Source organism: Lacipirellulaceae bacterium (assembly GCA_040218535.1).
Lineage (GTDB): Bacteria > Planctomycetota > Planctomycetia > Pirellulales > Lacipirellulaceae > Adhaeretor.
The window spans coordinates 108,671-129,957 of the sequence record JAVJRG010000012.1 but is presented as its reverse complement, the minus strand read 5'-3'; the positions used below and the strand labels follow the sequence as shown (position 1 = coordinate 129,957).

Here is a 21,287-nt window from a genome sequence, read left to right as displayed (position 1 = left end):
CTGTTGCAACCTTGGCAACAACAGCGAGAGCCGACCGCAGTCGGCTTGGAGCTTACCTGCTAAGCTGCTTGCTTCAGCTCAAGATCGCTCATGACCTGAACCACATGCTGAGTGGCGTCCGTTTCGTCACGAAAACGAAACGCTTCGCTTAGCACTTCTGCCAGCTGCTTATCGTGCTTGTCGGTAAATCGGTTGCTGTAGCGGGGTGTTCCGTCCGCAGTCTTGAAGAATCGCATCGGCTCGTAGCTCCAAAAGTAGGTGCCATCGCGTTTTTTGAGCGGTGTAAGACAAACCCCGACGCTCCCATTCCAAAAACGAACGTTGACGTCACCTGGCTTGCATGTCGTTGATCTCTTAGTTGCTCTCTCCATATGTTTCCTTTGAAAAGCAAGTGTGGAGAGACGCACTGCGTCGTAGCGGTATGTTGACTGTCACAGTAACGCCTCCCACACTTAAAAATTTCCATGGTATGCCGAGTAGCCGAGAGCGTGTCGCATAAGCGACACGATTTTACTGCAACGCATAACGCCCTCCGTCAGTCACGTCGTACTGGCTAAGTTTCATGCCGGCGAGAGCAACCGCTAACCCAGGTCTTACCAACTTGGCTAAGGTGCAGGAGTTTTGCTACCTGCTGCTTTCGTCCGGGGGTGCTACGTGCGTCGAGAGGCGCTTGCGTAGAACGAATGGGGGCTACGGTGAGTAATCCTCGAAGGGCTGTTTGGTTTTGTATTCCAGATTGTCCCGAGAGAGTAATCCACACGTTTCTACCCGATGCAGCAAATGATGCTTGAGCCTGGGCGACTCTGAAAAACCTCTCTATTTTTTGTTTGAATAGGAAGGCCGTGGCAGTCAAAGCGGGTGAAAATCCTGTCGACGGGGCCTGATTCCGAGATTCTCGGACGGTGCAACGTTGCGAACGTGGGGGTCCTCGCCGAGCGGCAACGCTTGGCATCGAAGCTATGACATGCTTCGGCGACCTAGGAAACTAGGCGGGCAATAGCTCAACCCATGAAAGGCGAGTAATCGCTTGTTCGTTAGAAGTCAGAAAGACGGTGCTGAACTGGGACAGCTTTTTTGAGGATGGGTAAGGGTCAGCTTGTAGGTTCTGGACCCAGAAATCATGTCTTCGACATGGAAACTGCGGCTTGCCTGACAGCAAGCACGTACCTCAAAGGAGTTGCGGCCTAAGCCGCTTACCGACGTGATTCTGATTTCATTGGCTGCTACTAAAGAGGGAAGCTCTACTGAGGCCGGGGGTAGCTCCTCGGTGCCTGCTCCAAAGCAGTTGCTCTGTTCGCAACGGCCTAAGGGGTCAAGCAGGTGCTTAAAAGTCAGTAGAGTGGGAGTTTGGGCGAGTACGAGCCGTCTCTGTGAGACGGGCGTCAAACCGGGGGTAATACCTCGGGTAGCGTGCTGAGCAATCAGTACCCTGCGGGCAAGGCAGTCCACTGGCGTTGGCGGACTCGGCTGGTAACCGAGTTGGTGCTACGGCACACGCAACGAGGAAAGCTCTCACCGGCATTGCCGGCATGAAGCGACAGCAGGGGTCATGGTGGGAGTAGCTTTGCTACTCCCACCAGTGGCTCGGCTCTTTGAGCCTAGCGATAACTATGCGGTACTGCCCAGACAGGTAGTAGCGTTTAGTGGTCCGACAGTGGTTTTGAAGTGGGTGGGCTCAACACGAGCAAACTCACTCAAAAGGTTGCTGCGGCTTTTTCGGATGATTTGAGCCGTTGAAGGTTACACTTCAATCAAATCATCCTCTATTTCACCTCAACACTAGAAATCTTCTAGGTACAAATCAATTCACCGCAACAGCCTAGAGCAATCGTACAGTGGCACGCAATCTGCAACGCTCCCAAGTGGGTGGCGTCAGCAAGAGAAAAAAGATCGGAATCTGCGGATGCAGTAAGGGCAACGCCATAAGTATGGCAACGACTAATTAGGAACCTACTTAGGCGTTGCAAGAAAGCAAAGAAAAAGCGAAGCAAAAAGCAACCTCCCTCCGACTTTCTGTGCTACACGTCATGGCGTTTCTCGCATAACGCAGCGACTGTAGCGGTTGACATTGAAGCGGAGATTAATCGATGGCAAATCGCTCTCACTATCGTTGCGTTGCAACATCCATTGAAGGATTCCTGTTCCAGCTTGCTGTTAGCTACGTTACGAACGGCAAATACTACTTCTACGTTCAAGGAAGCGTTCCATCATGGCGAACGCCGGCGGAGCACGACTCAAGAATGCTTTCTCAGTATGACGTAGCGATCTCTAAATTCGCACGCTGTCGCCGTCGAAAGCGGATAGGCAATAGCGGTCGACACCTCGCGAACTGCCAATATCTCCGCTTCAGCAATTTCTGGATTCTACTCTGCCAGGAGGGTGAAAATGCTTTCTTCGAGCGTAATTGCAGACGGGACGCTGATGGAGCGATAGAGGAGCAGTGGTTCTGTGATGTTCGAAAATCGGCGATCCAATTCAACGAATACTCAGTTGGCTTTTTCAACGACAAGCTAACCGTAAGACTTACAAGCAAAGCAATGGCGGGCTTAAGAAGCTACTACCTGGGCCTGGCACTTAAGCCGTTACCCTATCTGCGAGAAGAATTAGCAACATTTCCCTATGAAGCATATGGGGGCGTACTAAAGCAACGCTACTCAATACTTCGTTCGATGAACCTAAAGCGTGGAGCAGCAGGTCTACCAGCAATTCCAACGAGCTTTATCAAGAAAAGACGGAAACCTGTCAAACCGTTTGAGCCAAAGGGACCGCTCATCCGAAAAACGTCCCTCGATTTAGCAGATTTAAGTTTAGCAGCATAACAAGGAGTAACTTATGCAAGAAAAAAGCAACCAAAATAACGTTATCGCGTTTCGCGGTGTGGACCTGTTTGAGAACGTCTCTATAGAGGCCGCCAAACATCGAAGGCAAGAGAAGCTCTACGAGTTACGAGACCTCTCGATGATACTTCGTGAGATGTTTCGGGACTTATCGCACGAGTTGCTTATGGATCGCGAAAAAGCTCTAGCGCTCGTTGCCGAGTATCGTGGGATGTTCAACGAAATGTCGACGCAGCTCAACCAGATTAGAGGAGGTGAGTTAGGCGATGGCTACGACTCTATGGCGGACAAGCTAGAACAGGGCCTAAACTACATCATCGGCGTATTTACTGCGTTTGAACCAAGCAGTCCACGAGCATGGCCACTAGATCGGACGACGCTTAAAGTAACACTACAGGGAGTTTGGCCTATTGTGCGAATGCTCATAAGGCGGCTGCCAACTCGCCCTGAAGAGATAGTACTCCCAGAGGCAGCTTAAGCAGTCTCTTGTACAAGAGACGAGAAGCGTTGATAGCTCAGAACGACAATGGGGGTTGCGTAGAAACGCATCAAAGCCTGCTTTCAAAGTCCGAACCTTGTCCGCTTCTGATGCGAGTACACTTGTAGACGACTACTTACAAGTGTCATGTTCCGCTTTTACTTCTTAGACGTCTGTTGCTGTTGTGAAGCCGTCGCTATCGGACTTTTCTAGGTTCGTGAAGGTCGAGACAAAGGTCGTCACCAGCACCACACAGTTGAGCAGTCTGGTAGCTGTGAGACTTCCACACACGCCACGTCGCTTCCTATCACGTCAATAATAGAGTTCTAATACACTTCACCATGACCCACCATATTTATAGATGATTATCTTGTCCGGGCAGGGCTTGGTTTATGAGGCTTTAGTAAGACAAGACAGTGAAATAGGACATGCACCAGTTAGCTTCTGACAGGCAAATGCGACGCCGTACGCACCGCCTCGCGGCGGCGCATACTGGCTTCGCGAACAGAAAGGCAATAGGCTAGGCCGCCATTGAGCCACAAGACTCGGCGCAGGCGCGGCATGCTTCAACGCACTTGTCCATCCCGCCGACTTTCTCGCAACTGTCTGCACATGCACGGCAAATCTCTGCACAAGCTTTGCAGTAGAGCGCATGGTGGTCAGAGTTCCGTGACATGAAGTCTACGCAAGCGGCACAGGCTGCAATACAGTCCAGCATGGCCTTGACGTGATCCTGGTGCGTGTGGCCGCCGCCTTGTTGCAGGCAGTGGTCCGCAAGCATCTGAGCACACGTCACCTGACATTCGTGGCAATTTTGGATGCAAGTGTCTTTAGAAGTTGCTGTCTGAGTCATCATTTTCTCCTCTCTTATTTCGTTAGTCTAAGCAAACCGCTCACTCAGCCCTTGGATTTTAGCAGCAAGCAGTATACCGTATAGGGGTATCGGCGCAAAATGAGTACGGGAGCTGATGCAGGACCATGCGACAGGTCATAAGGGAATAAAATGAGCAAACTGGACACTCAAGCAATCGATCCCGCCTGCGGTATGACGGTTGATTCTGAATCAGCGCGGTCGTCGAACTACCAAGGCAGCGACTACTTCTTTTGCAGCGAGTCCTGCCAGCGGAAATTTGAGGAGGATCCGGCTGCGGTGCTGGCGAAAGCCGCTCAACTAGAAGCTGAAAAGGGTGGGAAGTCAGGCGACGATCATAGTTGCTGTTCCCACGGTGGGGATTCACGCGCCGGGAAAGAGGCGGCCGCTGCTTCGCCAGCAGCAAACCCCGATGCGATTTACACCTGCCCGATGCACCCAGAGGTTGAGCAAGTTGGACCGGGCGATTGCCCGATCTGCGGAATGGACCTTGAGCCGAAGTACGTCGATATGGCGGAACACGGTGACGAAGGGTCGTATCGAGATATACTGCGGCGGTTCTGGGTGGGGGTAATATTGTCGGCGCCGCTCTTGGTGCTGGCGATGGGACCGATGGTCGGCTGGAATCTTGCTGAACAGATGTCGGATCGGCTGTTCGGCTGGCTGCAACTCGCTTTCGCCGCGCCGGTCGTGTTCTGGTGTGGCTGGCCACTCTTAGTTCGTGGAGTGAAATCGTTTCGCACGTTGAATCTAAATATGTTCTCGCTGATCGCCGTGGGAACGCTTGCCGCCTTTCTATTCAGCCTGTTTGTTGTGCTGTTTCCCGCGATGATCCCCGAGGCGTTTTTTGAAAATGGAAAGCCGCCGCTTTATTTTGAGGCGGCGGCAGTAATTATCACACTGGTCTTGCTAGGCCAGGTATTGGAGCTACGTGCTCGACAACAGACCAGCGGTGCCATTCGCGAACTCATGCAGCTTGCGCCGGAGACCGCGCATCGCATCACCGAGGACGGCGAGGAAGAAGTCGCACTTGGCGACGTGCATCAAGGTGATCGCCTGCGAGTGCGACCGGGGGAGAAAGTTCCCGTCGATGGGACCGTCATAAGCGGTAGCAGCAGTGTTGATGAGTCGATGCTGACAGGCGAACCGATTCCAGTCAGTAAAAGCGAAGGCGATGAGATTACAGGCGGCACGCTAAATCAGACCGGAGCGTTGGTCATGGAAGCGGTTGGCGTGGGCGGTGATACAGTCCTTCATCGAATCGTACAGATGGTTGCCGAAGCCCAGCGAAGTCGCGCCCCAATTCAAAAACTGGTTGATGTTGTGTCACGTTATTTCGTTCCGGCTGTCATCGTCTGTTCGATTCTTGCGTTTGTCGGCTGGGCAGTGTTCGGTCCGGAGCCTCGTTTGGCTCACGCATTTGTAGCGGCGGTGGCCGTGTTGATCATTGCTTGCCCGTGCGCGTTAGGACTGGCCACGCCGATGTCGGTGATGGTTGGCGTGGGTCGCGGTGCGAAGGAAGGCGTTCTCATTAAGGACGCGGAAGTTTTGGAAGTGATGGAGAATGTCGACACAGTTGTCGTCGATAAAACCGGCACACTGACTCAAGGCCGTCCAGAGGTGACAGCGATTGAAACCTCTGGAGACTGGAGTGAAACGGAAGTGTTGAAGCTGGCTGCTGCCGTGGAAGCCCAGAGCGAACATCCCTTGGCTCAGGCAGTGGTTCGGCGAGCTAAGGCCGACAAATTGTCTGTACCTGATGCCTCAGAGTTCGACAGCATTACCGGCGGCGGAGTTCGTGCAAGTGTTGATGGCCGCGATGTGCTGATCGGAAAAGCCGACTTGCTCGACCAGCTGTCAATCTCTGGCGTCGAAGGAGGACGCAAGCGGGCAACGCAGCATCAATCGGAAGGAGCCACGGTGATATTCATTGCCATCGACGGCGAGCTTGCCGCCAGCATGGCCATCACCGATCCGATCAAGGATAGCACCCCAGCGGCGCTTAGAACGCTCCATGAACTTGGGCTGCGAGTTGTGATGCTCACTGGGGACGCTCAGCCGACTGCTAAGGCTGTGGCAGAGAAGCTAGGAATCGATGAATTTCACGCAGGTGTTTCACCGCAGGACAAACATGACTTCGTCAAACAACTCAAGGAGGAAGGTAAGGTCGTTGCAATGGCGGGTGATGGGATCAATGACGCTCCGGCATTGGCGGAATCGAATGTGGGGATCGCAATGGGAACCGGCACCGGCGTTGCGATCGAGTCGGCGGGAGTGACGCTCGTTGGTGGCGATTTGCGGGGGGTTGCGGCGGCAAACAATCTCAGTCGCAAGACAATGAGCAATATTCGGCAGAATCTATTTTTCGCATTCATTTACAACGCGCTGGGCATTCCGGTTGCAGCGGGCCTATTGTATCCGGTGTTCGGCGTGTTGCTTAGCCCGATGATCGCCGCAGCGGCAATGAGTTTCAGTAGCGTGTCCGTGATTGCCAATGCGCTGCGACTGCGAGCTGCCAAGCTGGCTTAGGATATCTCAAGGGCATCGCCTGCCTAGATCGCTTAAATGCTCATTAGTGGGCAAGTTTGCGAAACGAAAGGAAATCATTTATACCCAGTATGGGTATCCGCCGATGAACGTCGTAAGGGATTTCATGGAAGAAACCGGGGGTCGCATACAGAGATGAGTAAATTTGGTATCTCAGCAGTCGTTATGCTGATGGCTCTATTTATTGACGGAGCTGGGGCGCAGGAGCTACTACAGTCACCGGCCCGTATCGCAGAACCACCGGCCCCATCTGCCGGAAGCCAGTTCATCAATCCACCTGCTCGCCCCACTCAGCCGGCATCGGTCGGTGACACTCCATTGGGCCTGGGCGAAGTTCTCGATTTGAAAACAGTCTTGTCGCTAGCAACGCAGAATAATCCAACACTACGGCAAGCGCGTTTGCAGATATCAGCAGAGCTTGCCAAAGCACAGCAGGCTGGCTTGTACCCGAATCCAACGTTAGCCTACGCCGGTGAGCAAATCTTCGTGGATGTTGAAGGAGATACAGATTCGCCGGGTGAATTTCAGGGGGGGATCATTTCGCAGCGAATTGTTACTGCTGGCAAACTAAGCCTCAGTCGAGAAAAGTACCTTCGTCGGGCACATGTTACGGAACACTTGGCGGTCGCTCAGCAGTATCGCGTTTGCAACGATGTTCGGATTCACTTTTACCGAGCACTGGCCGCTCAACAACGTTTGGAGATGCAACGAGAACTTCTCAAAACGGCCGAAGATGCAGCGGTTACCGCAAGGGAGCTTTACAACGTCGGACAAGCCAACAGATACGATGTTCGCAAGTCAAATGTCATGCTCCAGCGGACTCGACTTGCTGTGCAAAAAGCCGAACACGAGTATCGGATGCGGTTTCGTGAATTAACTTCGCTTGTCGGACTTGATCTTCCTGTGGGAGCGGTGGTCGGAACGTTAGCGACAACTGAGCCGCTCGCAACTTTTGATGGCACCTTAGCGCGAATTGTAGCGGAAAGTCCCGAAGTGCTTGCAGCAAGAGCCAAGCTATCCGCAGATCGAATTACGATCGAACGAGAAGAAGTAGAGTGGATTCCCGACATCGTTTTCTCCGCAGGCACTGGATATAACTTCGATGCCAGGGAAACTGTGGCAGTCGCTGATATCAGCATTGAGATTCCGCTATTCGATAGAAATCAGGGCACAATTAGCCAAGCCCGTGCCGACTTCAACCGTCAGCGACGAGAAGTGCGACGGACTGAACTAACGCTTCGACAGCGCTTGGCAATGGTTTATGAACAGTACGCAATGTCGTTCGAGCATGCTTCGGAATATCGCGACTCCATCGTTCCCGAAATGAGGGCAGCGTATCGCGAGTTACTCAGCAGCTACAAGCAAAATCGAATTGAGTGGCGGGAGGTATTGCAAGCTCAAGCAGAATACGCTGAAGTTCGGCTCGCCCAAATCAGCTATGAGGAGCAGTTACGTCAAAGCGAAGTCTTGATTCAGGGTTACCTGCTTGACGGTGGGCTTAATGCCGCGTCTGGGCCAATGCCCGCTGGCCATATCGACTCCGTACCGAAGCCACGCTAATCGAGGACGACATCATGAGATACGAAAAAGAAACCAAACTGTTACAGTCGGCTGGTCGGCGGGAGTTCATCACAAAGGGGGCGATAGCTGCCGCGACGGGTGTGACAGCGGCGATGCTCGCTTCGGCCGCTACGGCTCAGGAAGCGATGAAAATGCCGCATGCACATGGGCATTCCCAAAAACCGATTGGCAGCCGGAATGCGAAGCCAAGCATACCAGCTGGAACAGATGTTCGTGAAGAATATGACGGTTACTCGCGGTTCAAGCCGGGGCGGGGAAACGACCCTGATTCAGATTACTATTTGGGGAAATTGGTTCCGGGATTTCGCAAAACGGAAGATGGTCCGGCTCCATTCGTGGCTCCAGATTTAGAGAAGTTGCCGTGGGAGATGGTGAACGGTGCAAAGGAGTTTCATCTAGTTCCGATGGCGGTCGAAAGAGAATTCCATCCCGGAGTCAAAATGAATGTCTACGGCTACAATGGCAGTATGCCGGGGCCGACGATAGAGGTCAATCAGGGAGACCGTGTCCGCATAGTCGTGACGAATGAACTACCGGAGGACACTTTCGTTCATTGGCACGGGTTCGAGTTGCCCGTGCAATACGACGGTGCCGCGACGCTCAATCAGGAGCCGATAAAACCAGGCAGAACATTTGTTTACGAGTTCGACGTTCATGAAGAAGGCACGTTCTTCTATCATTCGCATGTAGCCATGCAGGAGGCGTTTGGACAGGTTGGATGGTTCATCGTTCATCCTAAGAAAGTATTCGACCCGCCGGTTGACCGAGACTTTGGTTTGATCTTTCAAAACTTTTTCGTCGGTCCCAACCAGACGGTTTCTGATAGTTGGTCAATGGATTGGAACTGGCACACGATAAACGGACGAAGCGGTCCTTACACAACGCCCTTGGTTTGCAAGCACGGTGAACGTGTCCGGGTGAGGTTACTGAATTTTGCACCAATGCAGCACCATCCCATTCACATGCATGGTCACACGTTTTGGGTGACTGGACATGAGGGAGCGAGGGTACCGAAGAGTGCATGGATTCCTCGCAACAACGAACTCGTGGGTGTTGCACAGGCTTCCGATTTTGAGTTCGTGGCAAACAATCCCGGTGACTGGATTTTCCACTGCCACATGGTTCACCACATGATGAACCACATGACCAAGCAGGTGGGACCGCGAATACGACAGGCCTCCGTAGATCGCTACTTGGCGAACCTTGACAACCGACCGTCAGTAGAAGCTGCGCAAAGAGCGGGTTTCAACACGCCCGGTTACCCTCAGAAGATGATGGGGATGTCTATGAGTGAAGAAGATATGAAAATCTACTGGGGTCGTCGCGAAGTACAGGGGATGCGTGCAAATTACTTGATGGCTGTGAAGGGTCTGATGACGGTCATGCGAGTCTTACCCGATGACCTCTACGAGTTGGTCATGGAGACCGACCAGCCAATCGAAAAAGGAGCCGTTTTTTCAGAGATCGTCCGACGCTTCGGCGATCCCGATCATTACGAACCGGCACCGAAGCACGAGATGATGTCGATGGATGGCTGATCCTGTCCCCAACCGCCTAAATACGCTAGAATCTGACGGTCGCTATATGCTGCCAGGCTTTGATATTTAATGGCCAAAACGATGATTGCGGTGCCACCGGTAGGGAACATGCTGAAGTCCGATGAAAAAAAGAAGGTACTGAACCGCATCAAGCGTATCAACGGTCAAGTTGAAGCGGTGGGGCGGATGATCGACGATGAGGAATACTGCGTTGACGTGTTAATGCAGATTTCCGCGGCGACTGGTGCTCTGGCCAAAGTCGGACAAATTGTTTTGGAAAATCACCTAAAGACTTGTGTGACTGAAGCAATGCAAAATAAGGATGTCGCCGACCGAGAGCAGAAGCTGGAAGAGCTGATCAAGCTGTTTCGCAAATACGCAGGTGTCATCGATTGAATGGCGTGCTGGAATTTGTGCTGGTAATCTTCGGTTGGCTCATTGCTACGCTGGGCGTTCTAGAGACGTGCATAGCGGTCCTGTATCCTCGCGCGGTAAGCGGTCCGGTAACGGCGGCGACTTATCGAGTCTACCACTACGTTTCTCAGAAGCTGCTGGGGGCGAACAGTAGGCTGTTGCTTTTCAGCGGTCCGGTATTGATCCTCTGTCAGCTGATCGTCTGGGCGTCTCTTCTATTGCTCGGCATTAGCCTCGTAGTCAGGCCGGAACTCGGTAGGGGTATCGTGTACGCAAGTGGCGAGGCAATAGGCACAGATTTAGCCACGGCGGTTTACTACGCCGGATTCTCCGTGACGACGCTAGGGATGGGCGATCTAGTGCCGCAAACGACATTCACGCGAATGGTCACAATTACCGCATCCGCTATCGGGTTTAGTTTCTTTACGCTCGTTTTGGCATATGTCATATCGGTCTACAGCGCACTGGGCAGACGCAACCAATTTGCATCTGAGATTGACTATCGTACGGGACGTACCGGAGATGTGTTAGGTTATCTGCTACCGCACCTCGCCTGCGATGACCGATCACTGCTTCAACAGGATTTGTATGACTTGGCATCCAAACTGGCCGACCTCCTTGAATCGCACCATTTCTATCCTGCTCTGCACTATTTTCGTTTCCGCGAACCGCGATATGCAATGAGTCGGATGCTGAGATTCTGTTTGGAAACGGCGTCGCTGTTAAGGGCAATAAACGAGTCGCAAGACAGTGTTTCGACGGTGAACGCGGAGCCGACCGAGCGACTCTGGCATGCGAGTCTACAAATGTTGGAAGATGCCCAAAAGCATTTTGTCATTTGCAAAGTATCGCGAGACGATGTTGACTCATCGCTTGCTGCTCGGCTTTCTGACCACCTTCGCTCAACCGAGTCGGCGTTTTTAGCAATTGATCCCGACGCATTTGCTTCTGCCTACACTGTCAATTGCCGACAGTGGTCCAATGACCTGAGGTCATTAGAGCGATGCACGATGACCGGCAGCCACCGCCCCCAAGATTCCCACTAATCCCCTGCACTGGATGAAGAAACCGGAAACTCGTGCATCAAACGGTGTGGAGCCATGCGCCGTGCGAGCAGGAGAGTCGGTCTTGTGAGTATCGAATTCTGGAAACGCCTTCCGCTGCGGCGGCAACTGATGCTGGCCGTCAATGGCTTGCTACTACTTGTCGTGGTCTTGTTTCTTGTTGTTGGTCATGGGGTGCGGATTCGCGAGGCGAAGCAGGAAAAGCGAATTGCGCTAACAGAGGAAGCGAAGACAGTTTACGAGTCGATTGATGCAATCGCGAATCGCGGCAATGAGGCAATACAGCAGTTGATTGACGATGTCTGTGCCCGCATGAACTCGTCCGAATCGCCGGGGCATCACATCGCGGTCAAGTGGCAAGGCAGTTCAATGCAGGCCAAGTCACACGGTCGAGCTTCTCACGATATGTTTCGTGCCATGCGTGCTGCGGCTGGAGACAGCAATCATCCGCCCACAGACTCGTACTCACTCGTGGCCGCGAAGTTCGCTGGTCCGCACGGCGCGATCTACGTGTCTGAGTCAGAAAGCTCGGCGTTGAGAGGCGCTCGGCAAGAGCTGCTTCGGCAAGTGATCGTAGTGCTGTTCGGTAGCGCGTTGGCCGGATTGGTGGTTCACTTTGTGCTGCGAGGAGTTATCACCAAACCACTGCGACGCCTTGTCGCCACTCTCAGCCGCATTGGTGATGGTGACCTTGAAGCCAAAGCGGAAGAACGTAGTTGCGAAGAACTGACCTACCTGTCAGAACGACTCAACGCGATGACCAAAAAGCTAGCGGCTGCTGATCGAGAGCGACGGCTTCACATGAAGAAGGCTCGGGATATCCAACAGCACTTGCGTCCGACCAATCAAAAGATTGAAGGCGTCGACACCGCCGAGTTGTTTGAGCCGGCCGATGACGTCGGCGGCGACTACTACGACGTTATTCCGCTGGGCAATGGTGAATGCCTCTTGTGTCTGGCTGACGTTTCGGGCCACGGCGTTCCGGCTGCGATGGCTGCTACCGTCATCAAAGCCTTAGTTCTGGAAGCCCTAGAAGTGACCCGTAGTCCAGCAGAGATACTCAATCGCATCAATCGCCGATACGCCGAGATTATTGTGCCGGGCCACTTCGCGACGATGGTGATTGTCGTTGCGAATCAAGGCGAAATGACACTGAGCTGCGCCAACGCCGGGCACGAGCCGCCGTTTATTCATGAGCCGGGCCAGTCAGTTAGACGTCTTTCGGTCAGCAATCTGCTGTTGGGCGTGGACGAACAGACAGCCTACACGGAGCAGAATGTGAGTATAACTAGCGGCACAAAGGTGGTGCTCGTTTCTGACGGCGTGACTGAAGCGTTCGACCCGAATGAGAACCAGTTCGGCACTGAGCGAGTTGGCCAAGTGATGGCGGAGTCGTCGGCTACCTCTCCTCGGCAACTGGTTAGCGAATTCGTCGAGGCACTTGCCCGGTTTCGTGGATCTCGGCCCCCATTCGATGACACAACCTTGCTTGCGGCGAGGGTTGGTGCGTCACATTCGCCTACTCCCGACTAACTCTTGTATCTCCTGTGTACTTGCCGAATCGAACCGTGTCGAATATCGGCGAAGGTGGATAGCTCGCCATCGAAAACGGACCGATGCGGAACAGCCACGCTCTTCCAAGGTCCTGAAATCCCATGCGATGAAGTGCCTTGAGCGAACTGGTGTTCATCACATCAGTTGTCAGAATAAGCCGCGAAACGCCTCGCGATTGCATCCGCTGGGCGAGCTTGCCCATGATGCTTCCGTACAGTCTGCGACCTCGATAATTTGGAAGGACCAATACGTTGTAGACATATCCGGTATCCGCCGGCAGGTCGATTGGTAAGCCAGTTCGGTCATCACCGTTGTGGTTGGACTCCGCAGGAATGCTGCCAATACCTAGCCAAGCAAACCCCACCAGTGCGTTTTGCTGAAGAACCGCAATTCCAAAAAACTGGCCGGTCATGAGTTGCTCGGCTTGACGCTCATCGAAGAACTCCGGATAAGCTTCGCACATTTTGGCAATGTTCTTGGAAGTAATCTCTAGAAACCGGAATTCTTCTCTGAGTTCTGGAGTATGCAGTTGATTGGCTTTGATTCCAAAGACGCAGCTCATGTCAGCGGTACCGATTCTCCTTATCACACGGTACGGAAAGAAACGTATCCAATTCAGCAGTTTGCTTGGCAGCATTTTGACCTACTGTCTAGTTTAGTGACAACAGCTACCGGAACCGCTGCTCTGGCTGCGTGAGACTGGCGATGCGGGAGCGTAGGTCGATTCCGATTCGGGCGGACGCCGATATTCACTCGAGTCGCCAGGGGCAGAATCGTATTGAGCTTCTGTGGCGACCTGTTCGTAATAGGCATCCGTGCTATCTGCAATCGTTGATTGCTTTTTTCGCCAAGGCGGCGACGAACAACCGGTCGCACAAATAGAGAAAACCGTGCTGAGAATGATGCTAACGTAGAGTGGTCGAAGTGACATTAGTGACATCCTTGTCGTTGAAAGTGATTGATTGCTGACAGTTTTTAAGAAACTAAAAAGGGCAGGAGCGGCGTGATGCATCATCACGCCCGAAGGCGTAAATCGTCACGACACCGCCCCCGCGATCGAGTCGATGGAAGCAACTCCATCGTGTTTTCTTACCGAATACTTGGGGCTTCAATTCCTTGTTGGGCGAGAATCGCCAGATACCGCTGTGGTTGGGCGGCAATCTTCTTGGCGCAGCCTGGGCAACAGATGTAAATGGCCCTACCGTTGGCATTCACCCGGTAGGGTCCGCCCATCCCATCGAGCGCTTCATCCATCACCGGACACTTTTGCTGCGCCGCGACAAACGGGGCATCGGCTTGCGTCACCTTGAACACGCCCGGCCGCACTTGCTCGCCTCCGGAGGGTACGACTGCCGGATCGCGTTGAGGTTGCAGAGCGGGAGGCTTCACGCCTTGCTGCGACAAGATATCGAGATACTTCTGCGGCTCGGCAGCGATCTTCTTGGCACAACCAGGACAGCAGATGTAAATGGCCTTGCCATTGGCATTCACCCGGTAGGGCCCGCCCATCCCGTCGAGCGGCTCATCCATTACCGGACACTTCTTTTGTGCGGCGACATACGGCGCATCAGCAGCCGTCACTTTGAAGACGTTCGGTCGCACTGGCTGGCCTGCTTCCGCAATGGCGATTTGCTGCGACTGGCCACCGTACACCATCGCTAAGTACTTAGCGGGTTCAGCTTGAATTTTCTTGATGCATCCTTTGCAGCAGAGAAAGATGGGCTTGTCACCAACCATGACTTTGATTGGCGTTCCCATGCCGCCAAGTGGTTCATCCATCACGGGACAAACTTTCTGAGCAGCGATCGCGGCTGCGTCAGCAGCAGTTGACGTAGTGATTGTGATTTCAGGGCGTCCGGCGGCGTACTTCGCCGGATCGGACTGGATGGCGTTCACGCATCCGTTGCAACAGGCGTAGACCGTCTGTCCGTTAACATCGACCGCCACGGGTTGGCCCATGCTGCCCAGTGGCTTACCGCTAACCGGGCAAATCTTCTGACGTGCAATCGCAGCAGCCGCGAGCTGCTCGGGACTTGCCGGAACGGTGGCAACTTCTTGCAAGGTAATCGGGCGACTTCCGGCTCCCGGCAGTCCCACCAGTTGCATGTCGAGTTCGATTTGTCGCCCGGCGATTTGAGACAGGTTCACGGGAGCGGTGAGTGCTCCTTTCCCGTCGGGCAGCAGGTCGTAGCGATAACGCTTCGCGTTACCTTCCACTCGCAACGACGCCGCGCCGCGTCCTCCTTCGACCGCCAGCAGCTGGCCATCGCGAGCAAAGACAAACATCTTGATGCCGCCCTCTGAAACAACGGTCTCCAACTGGAGTTCGCCGACTTGTTTCAGCGTGCCGCCATTGGGTCCGCTCTGCGGAGCGGATGCCTGATTCGGCATGGTATGCTGATGACCGTGGGCTTCATGCTCTGATTGCGCGTTTGTAACAATAGGGGCAGCGGCAACCAGCATCCAAGCTAGCGTGAACTGCTTGATTGAGTGAATTCTCATCCTTGTTCTCCCAGTAATGTGCTTGGGGGTGAAAGTGATCCAAGGGTCTCTGTGACACTTGGATGCTTGAAGGAACGATTCCTTCAGCAATAGCCAAAAATATTCTTAGGCAGCGTCCATGAGTTCCTCCTTTTGAGTAGTGGGCATTGCTTCGGCGCCTTCCCAAAGTGGATCGTGGAAGCCGAAACGCATCTTCGTTTCCAGGTAGGCAGAATAAAGCGTCGGCACGATGAAGGAAGTAAAAGGCTCGGCCAGCATGCCGCCGAAGACGGGAATAGCCATGGCGCGAGCCACGTCGGCGCCGCGCCCGGTTGCAATCAACACGGGGACGAGTGCGGCAAGGGTAGTGACCGTCGTCATCACACACGGCCGAATGCGTTTAAGTCCCGCGTCGTAGACCGTATTGCGAATGTCTTCGACGCTTCGTACTTTACGACGCTTCAGCAATTGATGGATGTAGGTCGCCATGACGACGCCGTCGTCGACGGCCAAACCAAAGAGCGCAATGAACCCTACCCAGACGGCGGTGTTCAGTTCGACTTCCATGCAAGCAACCAACACCATTCCGCCGGCAAAGGCGACCGGAATGCCGCTAAAGACCGCCATTGAAATCGGCAGATTGCGGAACTCGAAATAGATCAGCAGCAGGTTGATGAGAATGACCACGGGAATGATCCACATGAGCCTCGTGTTGGCCTCAATTTGATTGCGGAAACTGCCAACTGCCTCCAACGAATACCCTGCTGGAAGCGCCAGTCGATTCGGATCGGATGGTGGTAGCAACTGGGCCTCACGAAGCTGCTCTTCGATCGCAGTGACCGACTCCAAGTCGCCTTTAGCGCCGCTGGTCATGAAGGAAACATGAGCCACCAGTCGGCCGTTTTCGCTGTTGATAGCGCCTGGCCCCCAGGTGGTCTCCAGCTTCGCGAGTTCCTCCAGCGGCACCACCGCGCCGCTGTGCGTCACGACCGGTAAGCGGCTCAGTTGATCGATCCGTTCACGAAGGTCGCGGTTGTAGCGGAGCCGCACGGGATAACGCTCGCGGCCTTCAACCGTCTTGATGAGATTCATTCCACCGAGAGCGGTTTCGATTATCTGATTGACCATCGCCGCACTCAGGCCGTAGCGGGAGGCGGCTTCGCGGTTGACGGTGAATTCGATATACGGTTTGCCGAGCACAATGTCGGGATTGACCGTTCCGGCGTTGACCAGCGGTGAGGTCTTCAGTGTCGCAGCCACATCCATCGCGGCATCGGCCAGCGTATCGAGCTTGTCGCCGTAGACGCGGATAGCCATCGGCGCTTTGATGCCCGATTGCAGCATCACCACCCGGCCTTCAATGGGTTGCAGGGCGGACGCGGGAGTCACGCCCGGAAGCGTGGCGACTTTGTTAATCTCATCCCACACATCGCGAGGGGTAACACCCTCTCGCCACTGGCTCTCAGGCTTAAGCATCACATAGGTTTCAACCATCGCAGCCGGCGCGGGGTCGAGCGCCGATTCAACGCGGCCGATTTTACCGAGCACATCTTTCACTTCTGGAATCTGCCCAATCAGCACATCCTGCGTCTGCAAGACCTGCATTGCCTGCGAAAAACTGGCGGCCGGATAAAGCGTCGGCATATAAAACCAACTGCCCTCATCCAGAGCGATCCAGTCGTCGCTCTGTAGCCCGGTAAACACATGCTTGGCGTCCACATAGCCGGGAAACTGATTGAGGTCTGCTCCAAAGACACGGGCGATCTTCTCAACAGGACGCATGACCGTTGGCATCCCAATCCAGGCGCCGACACCGACAACCAGTAATAACGCAGGAAATGAAAGGGCAAGCACCTTGTGGTTGAGCGCTTGCCGCAAACGAGCGGCATAGAGCCAGCGAACAAAACGACTAGAAGGAATCTCTTCAATCGGGCGAATTCGTTCCTGCATCAACTGCCATGCGGCAATGAAGCCCACGGCTACCGCCAGTGCGGTTATCGACCAAGTTGGGATGCCGAAGTGGTGGGCCAGTGGCTCCGCCCACATGTAGTGAGCCGCTAGCCCCAGGAGAGCCGCCAGTCCCAGGCCGGCCGCCAGCGCCGTTCGTTTCTGGTACTCGGCGCTGCGGAGCATGAGACGACACATCGCTGGGACGATTGTGACGGCAGTGATCATGGCCGCCGCGATGGCGAACGTCTTCGTGTAAGCCAGCGGCGAGAAGAGCCGGTAGTCACGCCCCGTGAGAAAAAACACGGGCAGAAAACTAACGATGGTCGTTGCCACCGCCGTAACGACTGCCGGAGCAACTTCGATTGCCGCCTCATAGACAACATCTGCACGATTCTTGGAACGCTTAATCTGCTTCCCGCCGTTGGCTGCCTGATCTTTTTCCCAATCCGCAAGATGCTGATAGATATTCTCTGAGACGATGATGCCCATATCGACCATCGTGCCAATGGCGATAGCGATCCCGGCAAGCGACATGATATTCGATTCAACGCCTACAACGTGCATGGCGATGAATGACATCAGCACGGCGGCCGGCAGACAGATCGCCACAATGAAGCTGCTGCGAATGTGCAGCAAGAACAGCAGAATGATGACGGCGGTAATCAGGATTTCGTCACGCAGCGCGTGGGTCAGCGTGGCCATCGTTTCGTCGATGAGGCCCGTTCGGTCATACACGCCGTGAATCGTGACTCCCTTTAATGCGGGTTCGATTTGAGCAATCTTCTCCTTCACACGGTCAATGACATCCCGTGGATTCTCGCCGTAGCGCATCACAACGACGCCACCGACTGCCTCGGCCCCATTGTAGTCGAGTGCTCCCCGGCGGAAGTCTGGGCCAAGTTGCACATTCGCCACATCACCTACGCGAACAGGCACGCCGTTTCGCTGCGTAATCACCGTCTCTTCGATGTCTCGGATAGTCTTCCGCTGGTCGCCATCGGTGCCAAGAAATCCTTTCCCACGCACAATGTATTCCATCCCCGTTGTTTCAACGGTCTTGGCGCCCACGTCCAAGTTGGACCCCTTGATGGCCATCGCTAAGGCATCTAGCGGCAGATTGTGGAAGCGAAGCTTGTCAGGATCGACTTCGATTTGATACTGGCGAACATAGCCGCCGATCGAAGCGACTTCACTCACCCCTTCCACTGCCTGAAGCTCGAACTTGATGACAAAGTCCTGCAAACTTCGTAGCTCCGCCAAGCTCATCCCTGCTTCAGCAGACTGCCCCTCGCGGAGCTGCGGTGGGATCAACGTGTAGTAGTAGATTTGCCCAAGTCCGGTAGCGTCGGGACCTAGTTGCGGAACGACTCCATCGGGCAACTGAGACGCTGCCGAGCCAAGTTGCTCGGAGACGCGACTTCGCGCCCAATAGAAGTCAATCTCATCCTTGAAAGTCACTTGCACAAAGCTGTAACCGAACATGCTCTTGCCGCGCACCGATTCGGCGCCTGGCACGGCGAGCAGAGAGACGCTCAGCGGATACGTGACCTGATCTTCGATGTCTTTCGGCGAACGTCCGGGCCATGGCGTCAGCACGATGACCTGGTTCTCACCGACGTTGGGAATGGCGTCGATGGGCACGGACTGGTAGGCGAACCAGCCGCCCACGCTTAGCCCGATCGCCAATAGCAGGACGAGCCACGGTTCTTTCACACAAAAGCGAATGATGATGTTGAGCATGGAGTGTCTCCTAGTTCGGCATTTTCGCAACAGAAGGAGCCGAAACAGGCTCGTCGATCGCCATGTCTCGCACGATTTCGCCGCAGCGAAGCATCTCATCGCCCCAATACGGATTGGCAAGATCACCGCCAGGTTGCATCCAGTCGCCACCGCCGCCCGGGACCATCGGACAGTAGTAGTGCGTCAGTGCTCTTGCCGTCTTGGGGCCGCGTGCGACTACGGCGGCTCGCAACATCCCGTGGCTGACAGCTCGGTAAGCCTCGCGGGCTGTCTCCAGTGAGCCATCCATTCGCAAGGCGGCTCGGCGGGCTTTGGCTAACTCTGTTTGAGCGTCGTCGGGAACTTCGGCGGACATCGCTAAATGCGCGAGCGAATCCAACAGGGTATTAAGTGAGACTGGCGGCGGAGTCATGTCCGCAGCCATCGCACATTGGATTTCAAAATAGGCGTCGTAGGCTCTGTCGAAGTGGCGACCCGCGTCGGCGGCAAGCATGGCCGGTTGGCTCTCAGGCAATTCCAGGGGACCGGGCGAATAGCTCGGAGCTTTGGTAGGGTCCATCAAAGATGGATTGCCGGCCAACTGCATTTGCGAGTCGATCAGAAAGTTACCACCGGTGGCAACGGTCTCGCCAGCAGCCAGCCCTTCAATGATCACCGCTTCGGTATCGTTCATCGGCCCGACGGCGACCCGACGAATCTCGAACCGTCCCGGCTCGGTTTCCACATAGATCACACCGCTGTCGCCCGTGAGTAAGACGGAATCTCGGGGCACAGTCACGACTCGTTGTTCGGGCTGCGGCTGGGTGGCGTAGCCAAGCTGGCTAGTCGGCACTAAGTCCCTGCCACAAATTGGGCAGTCTCCGGGCTCGTCACGTATGACTTGGGGATGCATGGGACTGATATATTTGCCGGAGAGCGCCGGGTCGTAGACTAAGTCGGTTGGAATCGCAGGCACCGTGATCCGCGCGGTGGCGTAGTCACCGGGCCGCAACTTACCGTCGAAGTTCATCACTTCAACACGAACTCGTACGGTGCGAGTTTGCGAGTTAACGGTGGGATCGATAAACGCCACTCTCCCCGAGAAGACTTCACCCGGCATGGATTGGATCTCCGCCTCGACCTGTTGACCGAAGCGGACCGTTGCCGCGTCGTCGGGAAACAGATCGAGCATCAGCCAGACGGAACTCAGATCTGCGATGCGGTAGAGCTTCTGTCCGGTCTTGACGTAGTCGCCTTCAACCGCCGTCTTCTCAATGACCGTTCCGCTTTGCGGCGACTTAATACGAATGCGGGATTGCGGCTTGCGGCTCTGGCGCAGTGACTCGATCTGCTGCTCGGTCATGCCAAGTTCACTGAGATTCTGGCGAGACATTTCCTCCAGGTTGCTATCGCCGATTTGGAACCGTTTGGACGCATTACCTTCAAGGCTAGTTATGTACTCCGTCTGAGCGGAATAGAGTTGAGGGCTGTAGATCAGCGCGAGGTCTTCTCCTTGGGTTACCTCGACGCCGACGTAGTCGGCGTACAGCTTTTCTAGTCGTCCGTCGATGTAAGCGGAGATCGTAGACAGTCTGCTTTCATCAAAGTCAATCGAGCCAATGGTGCGAATGGTGCGCGTCATTTCGCCCATCCTCGACATTGCGGTCTGGATGCCGACGAGTCGGCGCGCGGCCGATTCGATGGTGACCGAAATCCCGTCGCCGCCACCACCACTGGTAGCCTCCACAAGTTCCATCGCACACACCGGACAACGACCCGGTTCGGTCGATGGCGGGGTACACATCATGGGACAGATATAACGTTTGTCTTCACTAGCTGCGGCGGCTTTGGCAGTGGTTTCACCGCCGGTGGCGGAAAAGCCGTCGGCGGTCACCCATTCGGTTCGCTGAGCGACTCCGATTAAGAACAGCAACAGTGCTCCGACCGCGACGACCCCGATCGATTTCACGGCGAAACGCAGAAGCCAAGACCAACCACCAAGCTGGGCATCGGCTGCGGTAGTAGAATTGGCTGGTGAGGGGACCTCTGCTCTCGCTGCGACAGCGTCGGTTGCAGCGGCATCGTCACTGGCCGAAGCGTTCGCGACAGATGCTGAGCGATCAGTTACGTCATCCGACATATCTGCTTTGGTTTCCGAAGTGGTTTCTGTGTCTTCGACCTGTCCGCGAGAGGGGTTGACTGCGCCGTCGTGGTCGTCGGCCGGGTTTGGCGTTTCGTGATGCATCATGATCT

Annotated in this window: 14 protein-coding genes; 8 read left to right on the top strand and 6 right to left on the bottom strand. The window is 54.7% G+C overall.

The window, feature by feature from the left end; genetic code table 11:
* Positions 1–59: 59 nt before the first annotated feature.
* Complete coding sequence (locus RIB44_14490; GenBank protein MEQ8617778.1) at positions 60–236, bottom strand: hypothetical protein; 177 nt, start codon at positions 234–236, stop codon at positions 60–62.
* A 1,851-nt stretch (positions 237–2,087) separates the two neighbouring features.
* On the opposite strand from RIB44_14490, the gene RIB44_14485 reads away from it, so the two are divergent.
* The 8 genes from RIB44_14485 to RIB44_14450 all read left to right on the top strand — a co-directional run bounded on the left by RIB44_14485 (position 2,088) and on the right by RIB44_14450 (position 12,863).
* Positions 2,088–2,819: a hypothetical protein gene (locus RIB44_14485; GenBank protein MEQ8617777.1), complete on the top strand. Its 732-nt coding sequence runs from the start codon at positions 2,088–2,090 to the stop codon at positions 2,817–2,819.
* Between the two features lie 13 nt (positions 2,820–2,832).
* Entirely contained in the window at positions 2,833–3,315 is a 483-nt protein-coding gene (locus RIB44_14480; protein ID MEQ8617776.1) for a hypothetical protein, read from the top strand.
* Positions 3,316–4,318: 1,003 nt separating this feature from the next.
* Positions 4,319–6,715 carry a heavy metal translocating P-type ATPase gene (locus RIB44_14475; protein ID MEQ8617775.1) on the top strand — a complete coding sequence of 799 codons (2,397 nt, stop codon included), beginning with the start codon at positions 4,319–4,321 and terminating at the stop codon, positions 6,713–6,715.
* Between the two features lie 153 nt (positions 6,716–6,868).
* Positions 6,869–8,293: a TolC family protein gene (locus RIB44_14470; GenBank protein ID MEQ8617774.1), complete on the top strand. Its 1,425-nt coding sequence runs from the start codon at positions 6,869–6,871 to the stop codon at positions 8,291–8,293.
* A gap of 14 nt (positions 8,294–8,307) precedes the next feature.
* Entirely contained in the window at positions 8,308–9,852 is a 1,545-nt protein-coding gene (locus RIB44_14465) for a copper oxidase (GenBank protein ID MEQ8617773.1), read from the top strand.
* A 69-nt stretch (positions 9,853–9,921) separates the two neighbouring features.
* A complete protein-coding gene (locus tag RIB44_14460; GenBank protein MEQ8617772.1) occupies positions 9,922–10,248 on the top strand; it encodes a metal-sensitive transcriptional regulator in 327 nt (108 codons plus the stop codon).
* Between the two features lie 5 nt (positions 10,249–10,253).
* Positions 10,254–11,312, top strand: coding sequence for a potassium channel family protein (locus RIB44_14455; protein ID MEQ8617771.1), 1,059 nt, complete (start codon positions 10,254–10,256; stop codon positions 11,310–11,312).
* Positions 11,313–11,396: 84 nt separating this feature from the next.
* Positions 11,397–12,863 carry a SpoIIE family protein phosphatase gene (locus RIB44_14450; protein MEQ8617770.1) on the top strand — a complete coding sequence of 489 codons (1,467 nt, stop codon included), beginning with the start codon at positions 11,397–11,399 and terminating at the stop codon, positions 12,861–12,863.
* On the opposite strand, the gene RIB44_14445 is transcribed toward RIB44_14450, so the two are convergent.
* The 5 genes from RIB44_14445 to RIB44_14425 form a co-directional block, all read right to left on the bottom strand.
* Complete coding sequence (locus RIB44_14445; GenBank protein ID MEQ8617769.1) at positions 12,850–13,446, bottom strand: GNAT family N-acetyltransferase; 597 nt, start codon at positions 13,444–13,446, stop codon at positions 12,850–12,852. The genes RIB44_14450 and RIB44_14445 overlap by 14 nt on opposite strands.
* A gap of 93 nt (positions 13,447–13,539) precedes the next feature.
* A complete protein-coding gene (locus RIB44_14440; GenBank protein MEQ8617768.1) occupies positions 13,540–13,815 on the bottom strand; it encodes a hypothetical protein in 276 nt (91 codons plus the stop codon).
* 158 nt (positions 13,816–13,973) lie between these two features.
* On the bottom strand, positions 13,974–15,386 hold the full coding sequence (locus tag RIB44_14435; protein MEQ8617767.1) for a hypothetical protein: 1,413 nt from the start codon (positions 15,384–15,386) through the stop codon (positions 13,974–13,976).
* 105 nt (positions 15,387–15,491) lie between these two features.
* Entirely contained in the window at positions 15,492–19,055 is a 3,564-nt protein-coding gene (locus tag RIB44_14430) for an efflux RND transporter permease subunit (GenBank protein ID MEQ8617766.1), read from the bottom strand.
* 10 nt (positions 19,056–19,065) lie between these two features.
* A complete protein-coding gene (locus tag RIB44_14425; GenBank protein ID MEQ8617765.1) occupies positions 19,066–21,003 on the bottom strand; it encodes an efflux RND transporter periplasmic adaptor subunit in 1,938 nt (645 codons plus the stop codon).
* Positions 21,004–21,287: the final 284 nt, after the last annotated feature.